The 22,384-nt window shown below is 61.7% G+C and carries 24 protein-coding genes; 7 read left to right on the top strand and 17 right to left on the bottom strand.

The features are described 5' to 3' along the window. Positions 1-27 precede the first annotated feature (27 nt). Positions 28-336, top strand: a complete 309-nt coding sequence (locus P0M12_RS18280; protein WP_037129603.1) for an amphi-Trp domain-containing protein — start codon at positions 28-30, stop codon at positions 334-336. A gap of 27 nt (positions 337-363) precedes the next feature. Here P0M12_RS18280 and P0M12_RS18275 read toward each other — a convergent pair whose 3' ends face one another. From P0M12_RS18275 to P0M12_RS18230, 10 genes are all read right to left on the bottom strand, one after another. After that, a complete protein-coding gene (locus P0M12_RS18275) occupies positions 364-2,661 on the bottom strand; it encodes a serine/threonine-protein kinase (protein WP_277376679.1) in 2,298 nt (765 codons plus the stop codon). A gap of 86 nt (positions 2,662-2,747) precedes the next feature. Continuing rightward, complete coding sequence (locus P0M12_RS18270) at positions 2,748-4,163, bottom strand: FAD-dependent oxidoreductase (RefSeq protein ID WP_277376678.1); 1,416 nt, start codon at positions 4,161-4,163, stop codon at positions 2,748-2,750. Between the two features lie 60 nt (positions 4,164-4,223). Beyond that, entirely contained in the window at positions 4,224-5,003 is a 780-nt protein-coding gene (nagB, locus tag P0M12_RS18265; protein WP_161120330.1) for a glucosamine-6-phosphate deaminase, read from the bottom strand. Further along, a complete protein-coding gene (gene murQ, locus P0M12_RS18260; RefSeq protein WP_277377926.1) occupies positions 5,004-5,921 on the bottom strand; it encodes an N-acetylmuramic acid 6-phosphate etherase in 918 nt (305 codons plus the stop codon). A 71-nt stretch (positions 5,922-5,992) separates the two neighbouring features. Further along, complete coding sequence (locus P0M12_RS18255; protein ID WP_003941452.1) at positions 5,993-6,868, bottom strand: MurR/RpiR family transcriptional regulator; 876 nt, start codon at positions 6,866-6,868, stop codon at positions 5,993-5,995. Next, positions 6,865-8,061, bottom strand: a complete 1,197-nt coding sequence (locus P0M12_RS18250) for an anhydro-N-acetylmuramic acid kinase (protein WP_042452394.1) — start codon at positions 8,059-8,061, stop codon at positions 6,865-6,867. The genes P0M12_RS18255 and P0M12_RS18250 overlap by 4 nt, the downstream gene beginning before the upstream one ends. 46 nt (positions 8,062-8,107) lie before the next feature. Continuing rightward, positions 8,108-9,439, bottom strand: coding sequence for an MFS transporter (locus tag P0M12_RS18245; RefSeq protein ID WP_042452397.1), 1,332 nt, complete (start codon positions 9,437-9,439; stop codon positions 8,108-8,110). 104 nt (positions 9,440-9,543) lie between these two features. Beyond that, a complete protein-coding gene (locus P0M12_RS18240; protein ID WP_064075789.1) occupies positions 9,544-10,524 on the bottom strand; it encodes a linear amide C-N hydrolase in 981 nt (326 codons plus the stop codon). Between the two features lie 17 nt (positions 10,525-10,541). Next, the gene (locus P0M12_RS18235; RefSeq protein ID WP_081557464.1) at positions 10,542-12,449 is read right to left on the bottom strand and encodes an alkyl sulfatase dimerization domain-containing protein; all 1,908 of its coding nucleotides are present in this window, start codon (positions 12,447-12,449) and stop codon (positions 10,542-10,544) included. Positions 12,450-12,558: 109 nt separating this feature from the next. Then, positions 12,559-13,962 (bottom strand): MFS transporter, encoded by a 1,404-nt coding sequence (locus tag P0M12_RS18230; RefSeq protein WP_277376677.1) that lies wholly within the window; start codon positions 13,960-13,962, stop codon positions 12,559-12,561. Positions 13,963-14,065: 103 nt separating this feature from the next. Here P0M12_RS18230 and P0M12_RS18225 point away from each other — a divergent pair, with 103 nt between their 5' ends. Further along, positions 14,066-14,677: an XRE family transcriptional regulator gene (locus P0M12_RS18225; protein ID WP_197486235.1), complete on the top strand. Its 612-nt coding sequence runs from the start codon at positions 14,066-14,068 to the stop codon at positions 14,675-14,677. On the opposite strand, the gene P0M12_RS18220 is transcribed toward P0M12_RS18225, so the two are convergent. Further along, positions 14,674-15,453, bottom strand: a complete 780-nt coding sequence (locus P0M12_RS18220; protein WP_070160312.1) for an IclR family transcriptional regulator — start codon at positions 15,451-15,453, stop codon at positions 14,674-14,676. The two genes, P0M12_RS18225 and P0M12_RS18220, sit on opposite strands and share 4 nt — an antisense overlap. A gap of 167 nt (positions 15,454-15,620) precedes the next feature. Here P0M12_RS18220 and P0M12_RS18215 point away from each other — a divergent pair, with 167 nt between their 5' ends. From P0M12_RS18215 to P0M12_RS18205, 3 genes are read left to right on the top strand one after another with little or no spacing between them, the layout of a single operon-like run. Continuing rightward, complete coding sequence (locus P0M12_RS18215; protein ID WP_202426212.1) at positions 15,621-16,388, top strand: CoA transferase subunit A; 768 nt, start codon at positions 15,621-15,623, stop codon at positions 16,386-16,388. Beyond that, positions 16,385-17,047, top strand: coding sequence for a 3-oxoacid CoA-transferase subunit B (locus P0M12_RS18210; protein ID WP_007726396.1), 663 nt, complete (start codon positions 16,385-16,387; stop codon positions 17,045-17,047). Before P0M12_RS18215 ends, P0M12_RS18210 begins: the two co-directional genes overlap by 4 nt. Further along, positions 17,044-18,243 (top strand): acetyl-CoA C-acetyltransferase, encoded by a 1,200-nt coding sequence (locus P0M12_RS18205; protein WP_277376676.1) that lies wholly within the window; start codon positions 17,044-17,046, stop codon positions 18,241-18,243. The genes P0M12_RS18210 and P0M12_RS18205 overlap by 4 nt, the downstream gene beginning before the upstream one ends. A gap of 72 nt (positions 18,244-18,315) precedes the next feature. Here P0M12_RS18205 and P0M12_RS18200 read toward each other — a convergent pair whose 3' ends face one another. Continuing rightward, positions 18,316-18,531, bottom strand: a complete 216-nt coding sequence (locus tag P0M12_RS18200; RefSeq protein WP_003945782.1) for a BldC family transcriptional regulator — start codon at positions 18,529-18,531, stop codon at positions 18,316-18,318. A 111-nt stretch (positions 18,532-18,642) separates the two neighbouring features. On the opposite strand from P0M12_RS18200, the gene P0M12_RS18195 reads away from it, so the two are divergent. Next, positions 18,643-19,050, top strand: coding sequence for a Rid family hydrolase (locus P0M12_RS18195; protein WP_047269303.1), 408 nt, complete (start codon positions 18,643-18,645; stop codon positions 19,048-19,050). A gap of 22 nt (positions 19,051-19,072) precedes the next feature. On the opposite strand, the gene P0M12_RS18190 is transcribed toward P0M12_RS18195, so the two are convergent. Beyond that, entirely contained in the window at positions 19,073-19,342 is a 270-nt protein-coding gene (locus P0M12_RS18190; protein WP_003945929.1) for a DUF4235 domain-containing protein, read from the bottom strand. Positions 19,343-19,529: 187 nt separating this feature from the next. Between P0M12_RS18190 and P0M12_RS18185 the strand changes: the two genes are divergently transcribed. After that, positions 19,530-19,745: a hypothetical protein gene (locus tag P0M12_RS18185; protein ID WP_003945874.1), complete on the top strand. Its 216-nt coding sequence runs from the start codon at positions 19,530-19,532 to the stop codon at positions 19,743-19,745. A 7-nt stretch (positions 19,746-19,752) separates the two neighbouring features. On the opposite strand, the gene P0M12_RS18180 is transcribed toward P0M12_RS18185, so the two are convergent. The 4 genes from P0M12_RS18180 to P0M12_RS18165 form a co-directional block, all read right to left on the bottom strand. Then, positions 19,753-20,910 carry an AI-2E family transporter gene (locus tag P0M12_RS18180; RefSeq protein WP_042453495.1) on the bottom strand — a complete coding sequence of 386 codons (1,158 nt, stop codon included), beginning with the start codon at positions 20,908-20,910 and terminating at the stop codon, positions 19,753-19,755. A gap of 64 nt (positions 20,911-20,974) precedes the next feature. Then, positions 20,975-21,451 carry a hypothetical protein gene (locus tag P0M12_RS18175; protein WP_042452417.1) on the bottom strand — a complete coding sequence of 159 codons (477 nt, stop codon included), beginning with the start codon at positions 21,449-21,451 and terminating at the stop codon, positions 20,975-20,977. A 135-nt stretch (positions 21,452-21,586) separates the two neighbouring features. Next, positions 21,587-21,742, bottom strand: a complete 156-nt coding sequence (locus tag P0M12_RS18170; RefSeq protein WP_003945564.1) for a DUF6131 family protein — start codon at positions 21,740-21,742, stop codon at positions 21,587-21,589. 164 nt (positions 21,743-21,906) lie between these two features. Continuing rightward, positions 21,907-22,308: a nuclear transport factor 2 family protein gene (locus P0M12_RS18165; protein ID WP_007734703.1), complete on the bottom strand. Its 402-nt coding sequence runs from the start codon at positions 22,306-22,308 to the stop codon at positions 21,907-21,909. Between the last annotated feature and the right edge of the window lie 76 nt (positions 22,309-22,384).

The following is a 22,384-nucleotide window of genomic DNA, read 5'->3' as shown; positions in this document are numbered from 1 at the left end:
GAGAATCCGCCGAGGTCAGGAGTGCTCGTGCCCAAACTGGAGATCAAGAGGAAGTCAGAACTCTCACGGCAGGAAGTCGCCGACCGACTGATCGCCCTCGGTCAAGCCCTCGCCAGTGGATCGGAAGTGGAGCTGGGGTCGGGTGGGGACTCGATCGAAATCAGTGTTCCGGAACAGGTTCGGTGGGAACTCGAGATCGAAGTCGACGGCAACGAAGTCGAGATAGAAATCGAGATTCACTGGCGCGACGACCCTCAGGAAGAATCGGAAGAGAAGTCTCCGCCTCGCACCAAAGCAGTTCGTCGCAGCCGACCACGCAAGAGCACTTCCACATAGGCCGACTCGAATACGGTTGTTCGGCACTTACGGAGACGCCGACACCTCGAGAGACACGACGCGCAGCAGTGCTCGGAGATCACTCTCGATCCGTCGAAACAGTTGATACACAACGATGAATCCGGCGATACCGCCCAAACACAGCGCACGGACTGTTGCGTTGAGTTCCTCACCGGCACCCGAACCGACAAAACTGAGCCCCGCGATTCCCACCAGTGGAACCGACGCCGCGACTGCGAGGTAACGCGTGCTGCTGCGACCCAGTGAACGTATATCGCGGCCGTCGTCGCTTCGTAACTCGCCGTGTGACAACAAGATCGGATACAGACATCGAACCGAGTAGTACGTCAGGATGAAGAACGGATACGCGACTGCGACGGCGCCGCACACCGCCAGCGACGACATCAGGTGCACGTAGGCTCGCTGCGGAATTCCGCCGGCGGCAATCTGCAATGCGACCGGATATGCGATACCGGCCAGAACCCACAGACCGAATGCGATCACGACCGCGCGATGTCCGACATTCAGCGTCGCGGTACGCGCTTTGTTCAAGACCTCCGCGCTGTACGTCTGACCGTTGCGCAGTCCGTGAGGCACGGTGAGTGCAAGCCGACACCAATACAGGATCGCTGCGGCACCGAGAGAGAACGCAGCCACCCCGATGACCAGATGAACCTGCTCGAGATGCTGCTGAGCCTGCGGCGAGAGACCCGAGATGATCAGCATCTTGTTGTAATAGTAGTTGTAGCCCGCCGCAAGAAGATTCGGAATTCCGATCGCGGCAAGCACTATCGGCAGCGCCCACTTCCACAACGACGAACGTGGACTCCCTTCCGGTGGGTCCACCAGATTGCGAGCAGACCGGTCCAGACACAGTGCGAACTGACGAGCCAACTTTCGGCCGCCAGACCACCTTCCGTCTCTCTCCGGCGAAAGAGACTTGACCAGAACTCGGCGCAGCGCCGGTGGACAGTCGTCCGGTAGCCGTGCCTCGGCTGCGGGATCCACCCCGCGCCGGCGGGCCTCGAGCGCCTTCTTGGGCGACGGTGGGCTCTCCCCCGTACCGTCGTCCGTGAAAGGCCTACTCCCGGTGAGGAGTTCCCACAACATCACGCCCAGTGCATAGATGTCGCTACGGGTGTCGAGTGTGCCAGGCGCCCCCACCGCACAGGCCTCCAATTGCTCCGGAGACATGTAGGCAAGCGAGCCTCCGACAAAACATGCAGCGTCCTCGGTCGAGACCTCCTCACTCGAGCTGACGTTGAAGTCGGCGAGCTTGGGGATGCCTTCGACGCTGAGCAGGACATTCGCCGGCTTGATGTCCCGATGTAATACGCCGTGCTCACGCGCATACTCGAGGGCATCGGCCAGTCGCATCCCCATCCAGGCCACGGTCTCCGGCCACGACATCGCAGCGATCTCGCTCCTCAGGCTCGTCTCGCTGGGCTTCATCTCTCCCTTCTTCGCCAGGGTCTTGTCGATGGCGTCGAGAAGTAGTTGTCCGGACCGCTGCGCCTGCGGTGTCACGCGGACAAGTTTGACCACGTCGAGCAGGGTCCCACCCGGCACATATTCCATGAACAGGACTCGCAGTGCGCGTTCCTCGAGCAGCCGTTGATCGAAGACCCGGACGATGTTGGGATGGTCGAGCTGGGCGAGAGTCTGCGGCTCGACTCCGACGTTGCGCGAGATTTTCAACGCAACCCACCGCTGCATCGAGAGTTGCCGAGCGAGGAACACTCGGGCGAATGCGCCGTGCCCGAGTTCCAACACCAGCTCGAAATCGTCCAGGTGCTGCCCGATTTCGAACTCGTCGAAACCCGACAGTCCCAACATCATCACGTCTTCGCGACCGGCCATCGAATCACGGTCGAACATCTGCTCGAAACTCTCTGCCTGCAAGGGAAACTCGCTGAGGTACTCGGCTGCTGCGACGTCCTCCCCACCCTGCTTCCGCAGCCGGAACTCCTCGTACAGGAGCTCGGCCGGTAATGGTTCTTCGAGTAATTCGGGATACTCGGCACAGTAATCCGTGAGCCGTTTCGGGCAATCATTTTTCAGCCAGCGGTACTCCATGTCGATTCCGACCAGTTCGATCAGCGCCGCCCGACGAATCTTGGCTGGATCAGGCAGATAGTCGCTCAGGTCGGACGGGGTTCGTCCCTCCTCCCAATCCGCCACAAGGCGGCCGAGGCCGTCTGCACCGTTCTGGCCGTCACGCACCACCGGCAGCGTTGGAGGGCGCAACTCGGTGACGGTGCCCCGTTCGGTCAGGGGCCCGCTCGCGATTGTCGCGTCACTGGCCTGCGCACCACGTTCATTCATGACACTTCTGTTCCGCACCTCGATCACAATGAATCGGAGTGACTCACTTCAGCGTAACCCCGGTGGTACTCCAGACCCCAGCGAATCTATTCGGCGTGAACTGCCGACTCCGTGCCGATGCGAACGAGTTCGTCGCGCTCTTTGATTTTGATCCGATCACGCCCATGCTTCACACCGAGGGCACGTTCGGCGGCATCGATGCGAAGCCATCCGTCCCAATCGACGGGCACCACTCTGCCGGCCCCGAGGACCTCCGCGATCCGGCCGTGACCGGCTCGACGCTCGTATGCCGAATCAAGTTGGTGCAGCATCGTTTCGACTGTCTGGCGAGCGTCTGGCCGCGCCGCACCGATCAGCCCCGCGGCACCTCGCTTCATCCAGCCCGTCACGAACAAGCCCGCGATCGGTAGACCGCTCTCGTCGACCGCTGCGCCGCCCTGGTGCGCAACATTGCCGCGTCCGTGATCGAAAAGCACCCCGGCAAGTGGCGTCCCGAGAAATCCGATTGCCCGGTACACAGCTTGAACCGGATAGTCGGTACAGATACCCGAAGCGGTGACGTGACCATATCCGTCCGGGTCTGTCCGCTCGACGCGGAGTGCTTCGACTTTCCCGCTGCCGAGAATCTGCGCCGGCTGTCGGTAGAAGTGCAGGTGAACTCGGCGCCGGGAAGTCCGATCGGCAGAAGCAGCGTCCGCGAAACCACGGAGTGTCTCGACTGTCAGTCGGGTGTGCGCCAACTGTTTGGTCATCCGCTCGACATGCCGGTCCGGTACGACATCGACAGAATCGACGACAACATCTACGCCGGGTAGTTCACCGAGAGCGCGCAACTCGTTCGGGGAGAAGCGAGCGTCGGCTGGTCCGCGCCGGACAAAGATGTGTACTTCGCGAACTCGACTGCCGGCGATCCCTTCCCGAACTTGGTCGGAGACGTCCGTGGCCTGCAGCGATTGCGCCTCGGCGAGGAGCATACGGGTGACGTCGAGTGCGACGTTGCCACCTCCGATCACTGCGACCGATTCCGCGTTCAGCGGCCACTGCGGCGAGCTGTCCGGGTGATCGTTGTACCAACCGACAAACTCGGCGCCACCGAAAGAACCTGGAAGCTCGACGCCGGGAATGTCGAGAGGTGCATCCCGCGGCGCACCGGTTGCAATGATCACGGCATCGTAGGACGAACGTAGGTCATCGACGGAAAGGTCCTTTCCGATCTCCACGTTGCAGAACAGCCGGAACTCACTGGCGACCAGCGTGGTGTGCAGAGAATGGGCGAACTTTTCGGACTCGGGGTGCCCTGGTGCGAGACCGTAGCGCACCAGTCCGTACGGCGTCGGTAGACGCTCGAACACGTCTGTCTTGGTGCCGGGCGCAAGTTCGGCGAGAGCGCCGGCGGCGTGGATTCCCGCCGGCCCCGCTCCGACGATCGCGACACTGAGCGGTGGTGAGAAGAATCGGGGCGCCGCAGGCGGGGATACCGCTGGACCTCTGGCGTTGATCATCCCCCGAGGCTAGGACCTCAACTGCGCTGGAGATCAAGTCCGCTTTCAGCAGCCCGCTTTTCAGTAACCCTGCTCTGCAGGCTTGTGCTCGGTTGTGTAGCGGTAGAAGTCCGCTAGTTGGAGTTCGCCGGCAGCTGCCTCGTCGACTATGACGGTCACGTGTGGATGCAGCTGCAGCACCGACGCCGGGCAGAATGCCGAGACCGGACCTTCGACCGCGGCCCGGACGGCGGGCGCTTTGCGGGCGCCGTCCGCGATCAGGACGAGATGCCGTGCATCACTGATGGTTCCGAGCCCTTGCGTGATCACATGATGCGGTACGTCGGCTGGGTCTGCGAAGAACCGTGCATTGTCGGCGCGGGTCCTCTCGGTCAAGGTCTTCACTCGGGTGCGCGATGCAAGCGAGGAGGAGGGCTCGTTGAAACCGATGTGTCCGTTCAGGCCGATGCCGAGGATCTGCACGTCGATGGGACCGTTTTCGGCGATGGCAGCGTCGTAACGCCGGGCAGCGTCACTGGGATCCGCGGCCCCGCCGTCGGGGCTGAACACTCGCGCATTGTCGATGTCGAGGTGATCCACGAGTTCCGTGCGGATGGTGTGCGCGTAGGACTGCGGCTTATCGGACGTGAGACCTACATACTCGTCGAGAAGATACGCGCTCATCGCCGCGAACGACACTCCCGATTCTCGATGCCTCTTGATCAGCTCTCGATACGTGTGCAGCGGTGATGATCCGGTCGCGAGGCCGAGCGTCCGCGCTCCGTTTTCGATTGCGCCACAAACGATATCTGCAGCGATTCGCCCGCCGTCCTCCGGACTGGGAACTATGACGATTTCCATTCAGACTTCCTCGCCGCTCTTGCCCGCTCCGACGATGGCCTCACGTACCGAACCCGAAGCGCGGTCCAACAGTTCGGTTGCTTCGGCGAAGTCGCATTCGGCCAACAACATGACGACCGCTGCCTTCACATGACCATCGGCATCGTCGATGGTCTCCGCAGCGATCTCGGTATCGACTCCGGTGGCTGCCGCGACGATCCGGTTCGCACGATCGACAAGCTTGGCATTGGTCGGCCGAAGATCGACCATCAGATTGTGGAATGCCTTCCCGGAGCGAACCATACTGGCCGTGGAGAGCATGTTGCACACCATCTTCTGCGCAGTTCCGGCCTTGAGCCTCGTCGATCCGGTGAGGATTTCGGGGCCGGTCTCCACTTCGATGGCCACGCCGGCGTGAGAACTCATTGCCGCGTTCCGGTTGCACGAGACTGCCACTGTTGCAGCGCCGAGTTCGCGGGCGTGATCGAGTCCCCCGATGACGTAGGGGGTACGACCGCTGGCAGCCAGACCCACCACGACGTCGTTGGCGTTCAACGAGATTGCGTCGAGATCGACCCCAGCCGCTCGCGGATCGTCCTCTGCCCCCTCGACGGCGTTCAGAAACGCTCCTGGGCCACCGGCGATGATGCCGATCACCTCGCCCGGATCGGTCCCGAACGTCGGAGGGCATTCCACTGCGTCGAGAACTCCCAGACGCCCACTTGTCCCCGCTCCCAGGTAGATCAGTCGACCACCTTGTGCTCGGGCCGCGACGATCAAGTCGACTGCGGCTTCGATGGCGGGTAGTACCGCTGCTACCGCGTCGGCCACGATTGCGTCCTGTTGATTCATCACCGTCAGCAGACCCGACACCGACATGACATCGAGATCGTGGGTCAGAGGGTTGGGTCTCTCGGTGGAGAGCATTTCCAATTGCATTGTGGCGAGTCCTCCTCGATCGATATTCATTACGACGACTCCTCGTCAGTACTCACAGCGACGACTCCTCGTCAGTGCCGCTTCGAAGCAATGGCATCATGGCTTCGTTGCAGAGCAGAGAGTGCGCTGGGCAGCGAGTGCGCCACCATCGCAAAAATTGTGTCGACTACCAACAGCTGACCGGTGCGGCTTGCCATCGCAGCCGATCGGAAACCGAATTCTCTACCGGCAGTGAGCAGAACGTGATGTGACTGCACGGCAAGCGTCGATCGTGCCCCTCCGGTGATCGCAGCCGTCGACGCCCCGGTTCGACGCGCAAGGGCAAGTGGTTCCACGACATCCGAAGTCTCACCCGAATGTGAGATCCCCACTGCGATGTCGTCCGGTCCGAGCAAGCTGGCGCTGACCATGGCCGCGTCTCGGTCGAGATGAACCCGGCAGTTGACGTCGATGCGAGAGAGCTTCAACGTGAGGTCTTGCGCGACGATGCCAGAGGCGCCGATGCCGTAGACCTCGACGCGGCGGGCGGATCGAATCCGGGACACAACTTCTTCGAGCGCAGCAGGATCTGTCAATTGCGCCGTGCCCTTGAGTTGTTCGGATTCGAACTCGGCGAGCTTGGCCATCACTTCACCGGCCGAGTCGGCAGCAACGATGTCCACACCGAGCGGGATCGTGTTCTCTGTACCGGACCCGCTGATCGCCGCCAGCGCGAGACGAAGCTGTGGATAACCCTCGAAACCGAGTCGTTTGGCTGTGCGGACCACTGTCGCCGTGCTTGTCGACGCTCGTTCGGCGAGGTCGTTGACCGTCAGGGTGGAGGCCAGACTGGGGTCGGCTTCGATGATTTCGGCGATCCGCAGCTCGGCAGGCGAGAGGCTACTCAGTGATGCACGAATACGAGCAAGCAGGTCGACGGACGCCGGAGCACTCCGGTCCAAAGTCATAACGCCTCGATTCGCATCGTTTTCGGAGCTGACGGTACCGATGTGATTCTAGGCAGCCCACGGCTTCCTGGCGTCAGAGATCCGAGCACACTGGCGTGACGCGCACCGGTGCACGAAGCGATGCTTCCAGGCAATCCGTGTGCGGTGAGATAGCCGAGAACCGCGAAAGCCAATGCTTCCTTGATGTCGGAAGTGACGCCGAGTTCGTCCGAAGAGACAAGCGCGATGTCGCCCAGTTCGTCACGGAGCATCGCCATCAACGTCGGGTTCTTGGTGCCACCGCCTGACACCACCACTTCGGTAGCCGCCAGCGCTTTGACGGAATCGGCGACGGTCCGGGCGGTCAGTGCAGTCAGTGTCGCGACGATGTCGGCCAGAGACAAGGATTCGTAGCCCCGCAGTGCGGCGAGTAGGTAGTCCCGATGGAACAATTCCTTGCCTGTGCTCTTGGGAGCGGGCTGCGCGTAATACGGTTCGCTCAGTAGTTGTGCGAGCAGATCGACGTTCGGTGTGCCGGCTGCGCCCAGAGCACCTCCGAGATCGAACCACTGCTCCCCCGCGGTGAATTCGCTTACCGCAGCGTCGATCAACGCATTTGCGGGGCCGGTGTCGAAGGCAATCGGTACTGCGGCACCATCTGCCGTCGATGTCGGAGCGCCTCCCGGAGCAGTGACGTTCGCGATGCCACCGAGATTGAGCGCGACGGAACCCGAAGTTCTTCCGTTGAGCCACAATACGTCGAACGCACTGACCAGTGGTGCGCCCTGACCACCCGTCGCCACGTCGCGAGAGCGCAGGTCCGACACGACCGTGCATCCGGTCTTCTCGGCTATCCAGGCCGGCTGCCCGAGCTGGAGAGTGCCTTTTACTTGCGCTCCTTCGACCCAGTGGAACATCGTCTGACCATGTGAGGAGATCAATTCCGCACTGCCACCGCACAGTTCCTCGTTCGCCCGCGCAGCGACGGCCGCAAATGCCTGTCCGATCTCGGTGTCAAGTTGGCAGATCTGACCGACAGTGGTGGACGCCGGCGGGACCGCAGCCGCCACCGCAGCCCGCAACTCACCGGAATACGGTTCGCTGACCATGCCCAGTGGGGTGAGCACAAGAGTGTCCCCGTCGATCCGGATGTCTGCTGCGGCAGCATCGATAGCGTCGTACGAAGTACCGGACATCAGGCCGATGACTCTCATGAAATATCCCTTACTCGCATCGTTTCGGCATTCGGAAAAGCTGCGGTCAGTCGACGAGTGCCCGCTTGTGGGCATTTCCTCGCAAGGTACTCAAGGCGATCGCACTGACGGCGCACGTTGCCATCACGAAGTAGGCCGGAATATCGAGATTGGAAGTTTCCTTGATCAGCCACGTGATGATCAAACCGGCGCAGCCCGAAAAGACCGCGTTGGACAGGGAGTATGCGAGTCCCAATCCGGTGTACCGAACCGAGGTGGGGAACATCTCGGAGAGCATGGCGGGTCCGGGTCCGGCAACAAGTCCCACTGCGGCGCCGGCGGCAAACACTGCAAATCCCTTGGCTGTCAGAGACGTCTGCTCGTTCTGCAGGACGTTGAGCAGCGGCAGAGCCAAGACCAGAATTATCACGGTGCCGGTGAGCATGACCGCGCGTCGTCCGATGCGATCGCTGAGTCCACCCGCGATCGGAATGGTCACCGCGAAGCCCGCATTGGCAAGCACGGAAGCAACAAGTGCCTGATGGAAAGTCGCGTTGAGCGAACTCTGAAGATAAGTCGGCATCACGACGAGGAACGTGTAACCGGCAGCAGACCACCCCATCAACCGCCCGATTCCGAGCAGAATCGCCCTGGCCGTCTCTCCGACAGTCGGCTGCACTACCGGCGCCGGCGCATCAGCTGTCGGTTCGGACTGGACTGATCGAGCACGCTCGAACGACGGCGTTTCTTCGAGCCGGAGCCTGAGCCACAGGGCAACCAGCCCCATCGGCAGTGCAAGGAGGAACGGGATACGCCAGCCCCAGTCACCGAGCTGTGACGGGTCGAGGACAGTGGCGAGGAGTGCTGCGATACCCGCACCGGCGAGCAGTCCGAGTGCGACGGTGAACGACTGCCACGAGCCGTACAGCCCACGTCGTCCGGGCGGAGCGAACTCGGTCATCACCGACACTGCACCGCCGAACTCACCACCGGCCGACAATCCCTGCAGAATTCGAAGGACCGTCAAGAGAAGCGGTGCCAGAATTCCGACGCTCTCGTAGGTGGGGAGCACACCGATCAGGGTCGTCGCAGCCGACATCAGCAGAAGAACGATCACCAGGGTAGGACGTCGGCCGATGCGGTCACCGAGTCGACCGAACAGCGCGGCCCCCACTGGGCGGAAGAAAAACGCCAACGCAAACGACGCATACGTCTTGATCAGGCTTTCGAGGTCGCCGGAACCGTCGGCGCTGAAGAAGTTCGACGCGATGATTGTCGCGAAGAACCCGTACACACCGAACTCGTACCACTCGATGAAATTTCCGACGGAGCCGGCGACGAGCGCCCTGCGCCGTTTGAGCTGCGCACCATCGTTCCGTGTCTGCACTGTGATGCCCATGCCGTCCTCCGTTGACGAAACCCGAATATGCAACAAAGTTTCATCTGAACGGAGTGGAAATGTCAAGAAGTTTCACGATTGGATTTTTACTACGCCCCGAAGCCTTATGCTCCCGCGAACGTGAATGCCTCCGCCCGTTCGAACTGGTCAGTGGAGTCACCGGAATAGACGGTGCTCTCGTTCGGTCCGAGTCCGAGCTTTCGGACGGGTGTCCCTTCCGCGAGATCCATCGACGCCACGTCCACCCAGAAGGTATTGGGCGTCATTGCCGACTCGAAGAAATAGAGCGTGCGTTTGTGATCGACGACCGTACGCCAACGGGTCGATGAAATGTTGGGCTCATCGGGAGTCGAAATCCCCAGGGGCACCGACACATTCCGAATAACACTGAAGGTGGATGCCAACGCCGCCCGCGGATCGTCCGTCTGCGGTATCGCATCGACATAGAACGACGCCCGAGCGAATCTGTCAGCGGCACGGTTGGTTCCGGGCAGCATGACGGTCCCGTTGATCTGCTTCCAGTACTCGTTGACGGCGAGTTGCTGATCGAAGATCGGCGAATTGGTCATCACCTGGTACTCACGGCTGTGATGAATCGTCGGGCGTCCACCGACGTACTCGATGATCGCGCTGTCTCCCCCGGCGTCCGAGAGCGACATGTGCAGCGTTGCGAGGCGGTCTTCGCCGGGAACGGCAGCGGTCACTACCGTGAACGGTTCCGACGCGAGTACTTCGACCGCTTCCTGAACTGTCGCAAAGCGATCCAGGACGTATTGCGCCCACGCCGCGATCGACAATCCCGGGGTCGAACCGTCATACGTCGGGTACTCGGACTCGACCAACCACAAAAGATTGGCAGACAGCCCAGCCTCGTTGACCCCGTCGGTCGTGCACATGTCGTAGGCCGTCGCGACAACACTTCCGTATTTCGACGTCCACTGTATCGAGTTCGGACCTGCACAGCCCTCTCTGGTCATGCCGCGCGGGAATGCCCAGAGGTTTGTTCCGAGGTCGACCTTCCAATCCATCGATCGAGCAGTGATCACAGTGTCGTTGGGCCCCAAGTAGACCAAGCGTGTACACATCGAAAACTATCCCTTCGTTACGGCGTGACGATATTGAAACTGGGATCGAAGGTATCGAGCAACCCTCCCAGCGTCTCGAGCGCTGATTCGTCTCCGTCGAGCGAAATCTTCCCGGCCTTGGCCAGTTCGGCGGCCGCGCCCGGTTGCAGAAGCGCTCCCACGAGTGCCGCTTTCGGGCCCGAGACCGTCAGTTGTGTGTTCGGTGACGCGCCCTTACGTGCATTGAGGACACCGCGCTTGACCCACGCAGTCCATGCCTCGTCGCCGCGATCGGTGAACACGAAATCGATCCGCAGTTCCGCGTCGGTGGCCTTGTCGCCGATGAGATGTATTGCAACGAAGTCGAAGAGGATGTCGATGGGCATCGCGAGGACACTGTCCTGACTTGCCGTGACGTACGGGGCAGGCTGGGCGCCCTCGCGTAGTTCCAACGCGGCCGAGAGATAGATCCCACGCCACTGCGGCCCTTCGGCTTGATAGCCCATCTGCTCGTAGACGTCGGCTTGCAGGTTCCTCGCTTCGGCGTTCTCCGGTTGCGCGAACACCAACTTGTGCAGGATCTCTGCCGCCCATCGGTAGTCCGCGGCGTCGAATGCCCGCTTACCCTCGTCCAGGATCTTCTGCGCGCCAAGGAGATCGACGAACCTCTTCGCCGATTCGACCGGCGGATGAGGATGAAGCGACACCGGATCGCCGTCCCACATTCCCAGTTCCTTGGTGTACACGGCGCGAACGTCGTGGTGCAGAGTGCCGTGATATCCGCGGTTGTACCACTTGCGCCCGAGTTCGTCCGGTAGTTCGATCACCTCGGCAGCTTCGAGCGGCGTGTACCCCTTGTTCGCGAGACGGAGTGCCTGGTCGTGAATGTACTTGTAAGTGTCCCTTTGCGATTCGATGAACGGCACCAGGTTCTCGTTTCCCCACACCGGCCACGTGTGCGGTCCGTAGTGAACAGCCGCGTCGTCTCCCCACCGCTCGAGAGTCTCGTCCAGATACCGCGCGAAGTTCCGAGCGTCGCGAGTGCGCGCACCTCTTAAGGTCTGGATGTTGTGGAGCGAATGATTGGCATTCTCCGCACAGGTCAGCGCGGCGAGTTCGGGGATCCAGATGTGCATTTCCTCCGGGGCCTCGGTGTCCGGCGCGTAGAGGAACTCGAATTCCAGACCGGCTATCTCACGCTTCGTTCCGGTCTCCGTGATGCTGTCAGTGGGGGAAATATACGAGACAAGTGGACCTTTCGTGCTGATCGTGCCGATGCCGCAGGTAACCATCCCTTTGGCATCGAGATCGAGCAATCCACCGAAGGCGTAGAAGGACCGTCTCGCCATGGCATTTCCGGCGACGACGTTTTCCCCGATCGCGAACTTGTCGAACGACGCGATCGTGCCCGGTGCGATGATCGGAACTCGCCCGGACGTCACGTCGTCCAGATCGACGATCCCTTTGACTCCGCCGTAGTGGTCGATGTGGGTGTGCGTGTAGATGATCGCCGAAACTGGCTTGTCGCTGACGTGCTCACGAATCATCTTCATACCCTGGCGCGCCGATTCGACCCCCGCCATACAGTCGATGACGATCAGTCCCTCGCCACCTTCGACAACCGTCAAATTTGCCAGGTCGTTGTTCCGTACCTGGTAAAGGCGATCCGTCACCTGATACAGACCACCTCGGCGCATCAGTTGTCCTTGACGCCACAGGCTCGGATTGACTGTCTCCGGCGCGGCAACATCGTCACCGAGGTATGCCATCGCATCAGGATCGAAGACCGTATGCCCGTCATCGGCGACAACCTTGCCCGGCAACGGAGCGATCAACCCTCGATCCGCGTCGGCAAAATCCTGCCGGTCGTCCATGGCATACCGTGCGACTGCCTCGCGATTCGCCGTGACTGTGGCCGGTGTTGCGTCCTTCGGTGTCTGGCACATGGCACTCCCCGCTCGGATACGACGATCTGATACCCCATCATCTGTATCGGTTGGGCACGCGCTTGGAATCACCCGCGCAGGGTGAAGCTCCCACGAACACGCGAGGTGATCAGCCGGGGAGTTCCTCGGAATTCCGAGATGCGAGTGCAATCACCAGGACCGCGATCCCACATCCGGCAACCAGGATCCATCCCGACCTCGATGCCTGCGCGACATCCACCGATGCACTGCCGCCGATGATGCCACCGGCCAGCGCAACACCGAGAGCAGCACCGAATTGGCGTGCACTGGAGGTTATTCCACCAGCAAGCCCCGCCTGCGATCTCGGCAACCCGTTGACGGCGGTGTTGGTGATCGGGGCATTCGAGAACCCGAATCCGATACCGAGGAACAGGTAAGCGGCCAAGAGCATCGGAATCGCCGTGTTGTTGTCGAGCGAGACCAGGCACAGTCCACCGAGCGTCGTGAAACTACCGGCGATCAGCAGCGGTCGCCGCGGGCCGAAGCGTCCGACGAGTATTCCGGACAACGGCGCGCAGACCGTTGCCGCAACAGCCATCGGGAGGGTGATCGCGCCGGCCAGGGCCGGACTCATACCGCGGGAGTGCTGCAAGTAGAACGTGCCGAGCAGTAGCGTCGCGTTCAACGCTACGAACACCACGACAGCGCCGACCACAGCCGACGAGAACGTTCTGCGGCGAAAGAGCGCCAGATCCATCAGCGGCTCGCGCTTGCGTGATTCGACGCGGATGAATGCGGCCAACGCTGCAGCAACAACGACATACCCTGCCGTCGCCGCGGCAGAGAACCATCCGATTCGCGGACCCTCGATCAGAAGGGCGACCGCCCCGCCGACAAGAATCACCAGTAGCAACTGACCGGGAAGATCGAGTCGTCGCGACTGCTGCGCTCGGGACTCCGGAACAAACACAGCAGTCAGGGCGAGCACGGCCAAGATCACGGGCGCGTTGATCCAGAAAACCGATCGCCAGCCGAAACTTTCGATGAGCACGCCGCCGACGATCGGACCTGCCGCCATACTCAGACCGAAGACCGCGGCCCACACCCCGATTGCCTTGGCCCGCTCCTTCGGGTCGGTCATCACGTTGACGACGATCGCCAAGGCAACCGGACTGAGCATCGACCCGCCGACGCCTTGGACGATCCGCGCCGCGATCAACATCTCGACGGACGGAGCGAGCGCGCAGGCAATCGACGCCACCCCGAAAACCACCAGACCGATCTGAAAGACTCGTCTCCTGCCGAAACGATCGGCCACTGCTCCGGACGAGATCAGCACGCTCGCCAGGACGAGTGTGTATGCGTTGACGACCCATTCCAGACCACGGGTTCCCACGCGAAATCCCTCACCGATCGTCGGCAGGGCCACGTTGACGATGGTGGTGTCCAACCCGACGACGAACAGGCTCGTGCAGCAGATCGCCAGGATGCCCCATCGCCGCCGTGCATCAAGTCCGATCACTTGCGGTTCGATCCCGCTCGAAGGTTTCATGGTCGGACTCCATCTCTCGAAGTGCTCTGCCGTACTCGACTGTCGAAAGGATCGTTGCTCTCCAGCGTCCGAAGTTGGTAAGAATTTTGCGGAAACTGCAAAGATGGACGGCATGGATGCTGAATTCGAGCAGTTGATCACCGATATCGGACCGAGACTGCGCACGCTCCGACGCGATCGCGGATTGACCCTCGAGGGCCTGTCCGAAGCCACCGGCATCTCTGTCAGCGCACTCTCACGCCTCGAATCGGGGAAGCGTCGTCCCACCCTCGATCTGCTGTTGCCGCTTGCCCGAGCGCACCGGGTCGCGCTGGACCAACTCGTCGGCGCCCCCGCTACGGGCGATCCTCGGGTCCATCTCACCCCGAGCCGACGCAAGAACGGCAGTGCCGTCGTTCCGTTGACGCGCTATCCCGGCCGCGTGCAGGTCTTCAAGCAGGTGATCGGTCCGCGTCCACCGAAGCTGGTCACCCACGCCGGCTACGAATGGCTCTACGTCCTCGCCGGGGATCTGCGTCTCATCCTGGGGGCGAACGAGGTTCTCCTACACCCCGGGGAAGTCGCGGAGTTCGACACTGCCGAGCCCCACTGGTTCGGGCCTGCCGATGAACAGGTGGTGGAAATCTTGCATCTTTTCGGCCCGCAAGGCGAGAAGGCACATGTGCGCACGAAGGCAAAAACTACTACTGCACAAGACCTGGTTCCCGAAAGTTAGTTCACTGCATGCGTTTTCAATCGGTTCGACAGTGTGTGAGCGTGCTCGAGGAGCAGCGTTCCCAACTCGGCATGACGCGCGGGCCGGAAGCGTGTTTCCACTCCGGTCAGGCTCAGCGCCCAGGCCGGGCGACCGTTGCGATCGAACACCGCGGCACCCATCCCCCAGCTTCCCTCGACGATGAGGGCTGGATTGACCGCGTACCCGGTGACACGCGTCGACTCGATTCGCTCACGGATCGATGTCTCACTGTGGATCTCACCCCATTCCGAATCCAGATTCACCCGGGCGAAATAGTCGTCGACGTCCCGCGTCGGTAAATGGCTCAAGATGGCAAGCCCCGCCGACGCGACCCCCAACGGGAACCGCTTCCCCTCGTGCAGCACGTGAGATCGCAGTGGAAAACTACCTTCCTGACTCAGGATGCAGACGGTCTCGTCACCTCGGCGTGCCGACAGGAAGGCGCTCTCCCCCGTGACCCGGGCAAGTTCGTCGACGACGTCGCGAGCCCGGTCGGTGATGTCGTACCGATTTCCGGCCGCCGCCCCCAGGAGGTACAACTCCGGGCCGAGAGACCACCGACCGGTTCGTGCGTCACGGTCGACCAGTCCTTCGGCAGCCAGGGACGTGAGCAGTCGGTGCGCAGTGGGCCGAGCGAGGCCGGTGACCTTGCCCAATTCCGTGGTGGAAGTGCCCGTTGGTTCGGACGCGCCGAGGGCTCGCAGAAGTGCAGCCACCCGCGCGACCATGGCCGGCGATTGCCCGTGAGTTGGCATGCAGCCATCCTAGCGTCCATTCAATGAACGAAATTCCTTCAGACGATCAGTAGTCGATCAGTTCTCGGTTGATGTTCGAGATTCCTTGAACCTGTGAACTGGAGATAGTTCACTGGATATCGAAGTGAGTGAGTGTCTACTCAATGAACGCTTGGCAGGGAGAGAACATGACAGCAAAGGTGTACGAGTCCGCAGCGGAGGCGGTCGCCGACATCGTCGACGGCGCAACGCTGGCCGTCGGCGGATTCGGCTTGTGCGGCATCCCCGACGTGTTGATCGACGCGATCGCAGCTACGAGTGCAACCCACCTCGAGGTGTTCTCCAACAACTGCGGCGTCGACGATCACGGTCTCGGAATCTTGCTGAGCGCCGGCCGTATCCGACGAGTGACCGCGTCGTACGTCGGCGAGAACAAGGAGTTCGCCCGGCAGTACCTGGCCGGCGAACTCGAAGTGGAACTGACGCCGCAGGGAACGCTCGCCGAGCGTCTGCGCGCCGGCGGAACCGGAATCCCCGCATTCTTCACACCGGCCGGAGTGGGTAGCCCCATCTCCGACGGCGGAATGCCATGGCGCTACGACGCCGACGGCTCGATCGCTATTGCATCGCCTCCGAAGGAGACTCGCGTCTTCGGAACCAAGCGTTACGTGATGGAAGAGGCGATCAACGCCGACTACGCACTCGTGCACGCCGTTCTCGGTGACACCGACGGCAACCTGGTGTTCGACAAGACCGCGATGAACTTCAACCCGCTCGCCGCGATGGCGGGACGGGTCACCATCGCGCAGGTGGAACGTCTGGTCGAGCCCGGTGAAATCGACCCGGCATCGGTGCACCTGCCCGGAGTCTTCGTGCAGAGAATTGTGCACACCGGCCCTCAGAACAAGCGAATCGAAAAGCGAACCGTCAGCGCTTCGGAAGGAACCTCACGATGACCGCACCAGTGACAGTGACGGGTTGGACGCGCCAGCAGATGGCAGCGCGGGCGGCTGCAGAGATGATCGACGGGGAGTACGTCAATCTCGGAATCGGCCTTCCCACACTGATTCCCGGATACCTGGGCTCGGACGTTCGTGTGGTCCTGCACTCGGAGAACGGAATTCTCGGCACCGGACCGTATCCCACCGAGGACAACGTCGATCCTGACCTCATCAACGCCGGCAAAGAGACCGTGACCGTCAATCCCGGTGCAGCATATTTTGATTCGGCCCTCTCGTTCGGGATGATCCGCGGCGGCCACATCGACACCGCAGTCCTCGGCGGTATGCAGGTGTCGAAGACGGGCGACCTCGCCAACTGGATGGTCCCCGGGAAGATGGTCAAGGGCATGGGCGGCGCGATGGACCTGGTCCACGGAGCCCGACGCGTCATCGTCGTCATGGAGCACAACGACCGCGACGGCAACCCCAAGATCGTTGACGCCTGCACCCTGCCGCTCACCGGCCAGGGCGTGGTGAATCGGATCATCACCAACCTCGCCGTCATCGACGTGAGCGAAGAAGGTCCACTCGTCCTGCGTGAGCTCGCCCCCGATGTCAGCGTCGAAGACGTAGTCGCCGCAACCGGCACCGAACTGAAAGTTGAACTGGCATGACCGACACGACCACTGTGATTGTTGCGGGAGCTCGTACCCCGATGGGTCGACTCCTCGGATCGTTGAAAGACCTCTCCGGGTCCGACCTCGGCGGCATCGCCATCAAAGGCGCCCTCGACAAGTCCGGAGTCGCACCCGAACAGGTCGACTACGTCATCATGGGACAGGTCCTCACCGCCGGCGCCGGCCAGATGCCCGCCCGCCAAGCCGCCGTCGCCGCCGGCATCCCCATGAACGTCCCCGCCCTGAGCATCAACAAAGTGTGCCTGTCCGGCATCGACGCCATCGCCCTCGCCGACCAACTCATCCGCGCCGGCGAATTCGACATCGTCGTCGCCGGCGGGCAGGAATCGATGTCCCGCGCACCCCACATGCTCGAAAAAAGCCGCGAAGGCTTCAAATACGGCGACGTCACCCTCCGCGACCACATGGCCTACGACGGCCTCCACGACATCTTCACCGACCAGGCCATGGGCCTGCTCACCGAACAGGTCAACCAACAAGAAACCGCCCACATCACCCGCGCCGAGCAGGACGCCTTCGCCGCCGCCTCACACCAGAACGCGGCCCGCGCCTGGAAAGACGGCCTCTTCGACAACGAAGTCGTCCCCGTCTCCATCCCCCAACGCAGGGGCGAGCCCATCGTCTTCGCCCAGGACGAAGGCATCCGCGCCGACACCACCACCGAATCCCTCGGCAAACTGCGTCCCGCGTTCAGCAAGGACGGCACCATCACCGCCGGCTCCGCCTCCCCGATCTCCGACGGCGCCGCCGCCGTCGTGGTGATGAGCAAAACCAAAGCCGAAGAACTCGGCCTGACCTGGATCGCGGAAATCGGCGCCCACGGCGTCGTCGCCGGACCCGACTCCACCCTCCAGTCCCAGCCCGCCCGTGCCATCGCGAAGGCCTGCGCCAAGGAAGGCATCGACCCCACCGACCTCGACCTCGTCGAAATCAACGAAGCATTCGCCGCCGTCGGGATCGCCTCCACCCGCGAACTCGGCCTCGACCCCGCCAAGGTCAACGTCAACGGCGGCGCCATCGCCGTCGGCCACCCCCTGGGCATGTCCGGCGCCCGCATCGCCCTGCACCTCGCCCTCGAACTGCAACGCCGCGGCGGTGGCATCGGCGCAGCCGCACTCTGCGGCGGCGGCGGACAAGGCGACGCACTCATCGTCCGCGTCCCCAAGGCGTAATTACTTCCTGCTCACCAGACAGGTCGCCGAGCCCTCATCATGCTCGGCGACCTGTCTGTTTCGTGCCGGAGGTTATTGGTGATCGAGCGTCGTCGAGCGGTTACGCAGCAACGTCTCGATCTCCGATCGCCGGTACCTCCGATGCCCGCCAAGCGTTCTCAGAGTGCCGACTTTGCCCTCCCTCGCCCATCTGGACACCGTGGTCCTGTCGACGTGGAACAGTGCTGCAACCTGTTTGGTCGTCAGCCACTCGTCGACAGGTGCTGTGTGCTCTTCTTCTCGGCTCATTGGCAGTCATTCGTAGCTGCCGACTGAAGGGATGGGTCCGACGATGAATTGGCAACCCCTGGCGTGCTGTGAAAGACTCGCTGCAAAACTTTACTATTCCTTGGGGAAATAATGTCGAAGTCGGTAACTCTGATCCGTTCCACGTCACTCTCTTCGGTGGCTGAATATGCCTATGCAGCAACGGCTCCCGCCGATGCACGGCTGATCTTCCTGGCCGGATCCTGTCCTCTGAACGCGGACGGCTCTACTGCCGCCATCGGTGACTACGCAGGACAGGCAGCCAAGGCCGTCGACAACCTGAGAACAGCTCTCTCGGACGCGGGCGCGTCCATCACCGACGTGATCAACACCCGCGTCCTCGTGGCGTCGAGCAATCAAGCCGACCTGGTTGCGGCGTGGGAGGTAGTCCGCGACGCGTTCGGTGATCACGACGCCCCGAGCACTCTGATGGGTGTGACCGTTCTCGGTTACGACGATCAACTGGTCGAGATCGAGGCAATCGCGGCCGTCGTCGACTGAACTCGAACCGAACCGGGCGTTCCTACCGAGGATCTTCATGAGCAAGGGCCCGGTAGCCCTTTGCCCCCGCACGATCCACTGCGGCTCGCACAACAGCGAAGATGGCTCCCTGCAGGGCTGCGGCGATCAGGACTTCCTTGCTCGACCTGCTCAAGTCTTTGGGCTCGGGCGCATTCTTGTCGTCACCGATGCGCTTCCACACCTGTTGGAAGACAGCGCCGGCCAAGATGCCGCCCAGGACGCTGGTCGCCAGTGAGAGTGGCTTGTACATCGCTTTCGATACTGCGCTCATTGCGCGGATCCTCCGTGGTTCGATACGTACCGCCTGAGCGGCTGACCGACTCTCACTACCCAGCAGGCGAGGTGTCGAAACATTGCACCGGCAAGGCACGAAGACGACTGTCGCACGTTGTGTTCCACGGGTTTGCCACTTCTCGAGCCGGGTAGGATCGTCTTAGCGAAAGAAGGTTGTGTAAGTCATGGAAAACTACAGAATCGAACTACCGGACGGTACAACGGTGATGGAAGATTTCGTCTCGGATCGCGCCGCAATCGCATACGCGGTCGATCTGAATCACGGTTGTAGCGAGAAAGTCTCGGTATTCCGTATCACCGCCGAGGGAGAAACCATCCCGACTCGGATGTGTCCCAAGCCGAATCCTGGTTCTCGGCGTCGCGCGCGAAGCGTCCGATAGAAGCCGGTCAAGAAGCGTCGAGGCGCGGAAAGAGCGTCTCCCTTGCAAGCAGCAGCAAGGCCGCAGCGACCGGAATCGCCAGCAACGCACCGACAATACCGAGCAACGCTCCACCCAACAGAACCGCGACAACGGTCACCAGTGCCGGGACCGCCACCGTCTTCCCGATGATCTTCGGAACGAGCAGGTAGTCCTCGAGCAGACGTAACGCAATGAAGAACGCAACTGTCGCCAATGCCGTTGGGACAGAGACTGTCAGGGAGACCAGGGCGACGACAACCCCTGCGATCGTGGAACCGACTATCGGAATCAGATCGAGCAGAGCGACCAGCAGCGCCAGGATCAACGGATACGGCACGTCGAAGATCAACAACCACGCGAAGGTGCACACTGCGGTGATCACGGAGATCAGAACATTGCCGAGGACGTACCCACCCACACCTGCCAGTATCTGATCACCGATGGCGATTGCTCGTGGCCGCCGCGAATGTGGCACCAGCCGATACAGATTCGTGCGGATTCGTGGGTAGTCGATCAAGAAGTACGTCGTCAGTACAGCAACGATTCCAGCGTCGGCGACTGCGCTGAACACCGCCCGCCCCGCTCCGAGCAAACCCGTCGCGAGCGCAGACCCCGAACCGTCCAGTTGGGTGGTGAGGTGCTCCTCGAGGTGATACTTCTCGTCGAGGTCGCTGACGATCGGATACCGGTCACGAATGTGTGTCAGAAGTTCGGGAGCGTGTGATGCGAACTGACGTCCCTGCTCGACCAGCGGAGTGATCGCAGCAACGAGAAACAGCGCGAGCATCACCGCAATTCCGAGGAGTACCACGGTGACCGCGATCCAGCGCCGGAAATGTCTCCGCTCCAGCCAGACGATCATCGGTTCGATGCCCACCGCGAGAAACAGCGCGACCACGATCAGGATCAGCATGCCTCGCGCCGCCAGGAGCACTTCGATCACCGCGTACGTCACGGCAACACCGGCCGCCGCGCTCAGACCGATGAAGAACGGTGAACGACGATCGAACCTCGGCCCCGGTTCGCCCAGCGGCCGGACGGGCGTCGCCAATGCTGCGGCTTCACGTTCGGCTTCCGCCATCGGATCTGCAGCTTTGACTTCACTGTCGGAATCCGGTGAGGTGTCCGCGGAACTGGGATCCATTCAAGCCACCTCACGATCCGCGCGACTTCCCGGCACGGGAGTGAGTACCCGTGCCGTGGCCGGATCAACCTCGAGGCTTCTCCGCTCCGCTTCGTGTCAGCGCGAGACCGGTTCCTACCACTCCGATAATCGACACAGCGATGGCGATGCTGGGCCAACCGTCGCTCTGCCAGTAGACGTCGTCGAGAGTGATCAGTAACGCAGCCTCGTCGACGATGAGCCCGAGTGCGATGCCCAACGCGATGCCCATCCATGTTCTTGCGCGAGGGCTTCGGTCTACGAGTCCGAAGATCGCCACCCCGGCCAACAGCAGAATTCCCCATAGATAGTGATGCAGATGAGTGCCACCGGCGCTGATGTCGCCGACGTCTCTGGTGTCGATCTGGATCAACCACGTCACCAGACGTGCTCCGCCGAACGTCAACGTGAAGGCCACCCACGCCAACACCAAACCGCGGCGCGATTCGTCAACCTGATTCCATCTGCGAGGGAATCTGAATCGCTCGGCAGATTTCTCTTCGTCATGGCCTCGAGAAAGCATCCTTCATGTTTACCCGATGCCGCTCAGATCGATAATTCGGGGTAGAGAGACCGAAAACTAGTTGGAGCACAAAAAGCGGTACCCGATCTCCGAAGAGATCGGGTACCGCCTTCTCAGCTACTCGCGCAGTATTGATCAATACCAGACTTTTCGTCCGCCCACTGCGCGCCCGGTAGCACCGAGGATGGACAAAACTGCACCTACGACGACCAAGATGATGCCGACGGTGGTCAGAATGCTCAACCCCGTGAAAAAGCCGATCAACGCCAGAATAATGCCGAGAACAATCATGCGAGAACCTCATCCGGTATGCGTATCAAAATGATCTACTCAACTGACGCTACTACAGAAACTTCACAATCGATAAATCCGATAAATACATTCATAAATGCGAAACTCGTATTAATACCCAATAGTGTCACCGTTAAAACATCAGCCTTTCTCTTATCTCTACGTCATAGTTCCACGTCCTCGATCTTCGCCTCGACCGCCGGCGTGATGTGGCTCAACACGCAGCACCAACGACCGTCTCGCCGCGCGAACACGTCGGTGGTCCACTCGTCGGCGTCGTATTGTCTGCCGCCGTAGTGCGCGGTATTGACGATCCGCGTGGTGAACAGTGCGACGTCACCGAAGAAACGCACGCGAGCGCTCCCGACGCGGTCCATCGCCGAATGAGTCAGGTCGCCCGAGGCCACGAAACCCAGGAACTCCGCTTTGGTCGACACTCCGGATTCCGAGACGATCACCCAGTCGTCTGCCATGAAATCGCCGATCCGTTCGGCGTCGTTCGAGCACATCGCGACGTTCCACTCGTCTGCGACAGCGACCAATGCCGCACTCTCCTGATCCGACATGTCTTCTCCCTCTACCGTCGTCACCCTCGGCGGGTGATGCCCCGACGGCAGGGTTCCCGCAGGGTGGACTTCGAAC

Origin of the sequence: Rhodococcus sp. RCBS9, from assembly GCF_029457415.1 — a bacterium.
Taxonomy (GTDB): Bacteria; Actinomycetota; Actinomycetes; order Mycobacteriales; family Mycobacteriaceae; genus Rhodococcus_F; species Rhodococcus_F qingshengii.
The sequence above is the reverse complement of the archived record's forward strand: the minus strand, read 5'-3'. Positions and strand labels throughout refer to the sequence as shown.

What these genes read in the sequence shown, in the direction of transcription:
- P0M12_RS18245 (WP_042452397.1), bottom strand. Translation starts at nt 9,439, where the DNA reads ATGGGCATCACAGTGCAGACACGGAACGATGGTGCGCAGCTCAAACGG.
- P0M12_RS18225 (WP_197486235.1), top strand. Translation starts at nt 14,066, where the DNA reads ATGGACGGCATGGATGCTGAATTCGAGCAGTTGATCACCGATATCGGA.
- murQ (WP_277377926.1), bottom strand. Translation starts at nt 5,921, where the DNA reads ATGCAATTGGAAATGCTCTCCACCGAGAGACCCAACCCTCTGACCCAC.
- P0M12_RS18175 (WP_042452417.1), bottom strand. Translation starts at nt 21,451, where the DNA reads ATGCTTTCTCGAGGCCATGACGAAGAGAAATCTGCCGAGCGATTCAGA.
- P0M12_RS18220 (WP_070160312.1), bottom strand. Translation starts at nt 15,453, where the DNA reads ATGCCAACTCACGGGCAATCGCCGGCCATGGTCGCGCGGGTGGCTGCA.
- P0M12_RS18215 (WP_202426212.1), top strand. Translation starts at nt 15,621, where the DNA reads ATGACAGCAAAGGTGTACGAGTCCGCAGCGGAGGCGGTCGCCGACATC.
- P0M12_RS18165 (WP_007734703.1), bottom strand. Translation starts at nt 22,308, where the DNA reads ATGTCGGATCAGGAGAGTGCGGCATTGGTCGCTGTCGCAGACGAGTGG.
- P0M12_RS18235 (WP_081557464.1), bottom strand. Translation starts at nt 12,449, where the DNA reads ATGTGCCAGACACCGAAGGACGCAACACCGGCCACAGTCACGGCGAAT.
- P0M12_RS18250 (WP_042452394.1), bottom strand. Translation starts at nt 8,061, where the DNA reads ATGAGAGTCATCGGCCTGATGTCCGGTACTTCGTACGACGCTATCGAT.
- P0M12_RS18185 (WP_003945874.1), top strand. Translation starts at nt 19,530, where the DNA reads ATGGAAAACTACAGAATCGAACTACCGGACGGTACAACGGTGATGGAA.
- P0M12_RS18180 (WP_042453495.1), bottom strand. Translation starts at nt 20,910, where the DNA reads ATGGATCCCAGTTCCGCGGACACCTCACCGGATTCCGACAGTGAAGTC.
- P0M12_RS18270 (WP_277376678.1), bottom strand. Translation starts at nt 4,163, where the DNA reads ATGATCAACGCCAGAGGTCCAGCGGTATCCCCGCCTGCGGCGCCCCGA.
- P0M12_RS18200 (WP_003945782.1), bottom strand. Translation starts at nt 18,531, where the DNA reads ATGAGCCGAGAAGAAGAGCACACAGCACCTGTCGACGAGTGGCTGACG.
- P0M12_RS18210 (WP_007726396.1), top strand. Translation starts at nt 16,385, where the DNA reads ATGACCGCACCAGTGACAGTGACGGGTTGGACGCGCCAGCAGATGGCA.
- P0M12_RS18275 (WP_277376679.1), bottom strand. Translation starts at nt 2,661, where the DNA reads ATGAATGAACGTGGTGCGCAGGCCAGTGACGCGACAATCGCGAGCGGG.
- P0M12_RS18240 (WP_064075789.1), bottom strand. Translation starts at nt 10,524, where the DNA reads ATGTGTACACGCTTGGTCTACTTGGGGCCCAACGACACTGTGATCACT.
- P0M12_RS18255 (WP_003941452.1), bottom strand. Translation starts at nt 6,868, where the DNA reads ATGACTTTGGACCGGAGTGCTCCGGCGTCCGTCGACCTGCTTGCTCGT.
- P0M12_RS18190 (WP_003945929.1), bottom strand. Translation starts at nt 19,342, where the DNA reads ATGAGCGCAGTATCGAAAGCGATGTACAAGCCACTCTCACTGGCGACC.
- P0M12_RS18195 (WP_047269303.1), top strand. Translation starts at nt 18,643, where the DNA reads ATGTCGAAGTCGGTAACTCTGATCCGTTCCACGTCACTCTCTTCGGTG.
- P0M12_RS18170 (WP_003945564.1), bottom strand. Translation starts at nt 21,742, where the DNA reads ATGATTGTTCTCGGCATTATTCTGGCGTTGATCGGCTTTTTCACGGGG.
- P0M12_RS18205 (WP_277376676.1), top strand. Translation starts at nt 17,044, where the DNA reads ATGACCGACACGACCACTGTGATTGTTGCGGGAGCTCGTACCCCGATG.
- P0M12_RS18230 (WP_277376677.1), bottom strand. Translation starts at nt 13,962, where the DNA reads ATGAAACCTTCGAGCGGGATCGAACCGCAAGTGATCGGACTTGATGCA.
- nagB (WP_161120330.1), bottom strand. Translation starts at nt 5,003, where the DNA reads ATGGAAATCGTCATAGTTCCCAGTCCGGAGGACGGCGGGCGAATCGCT.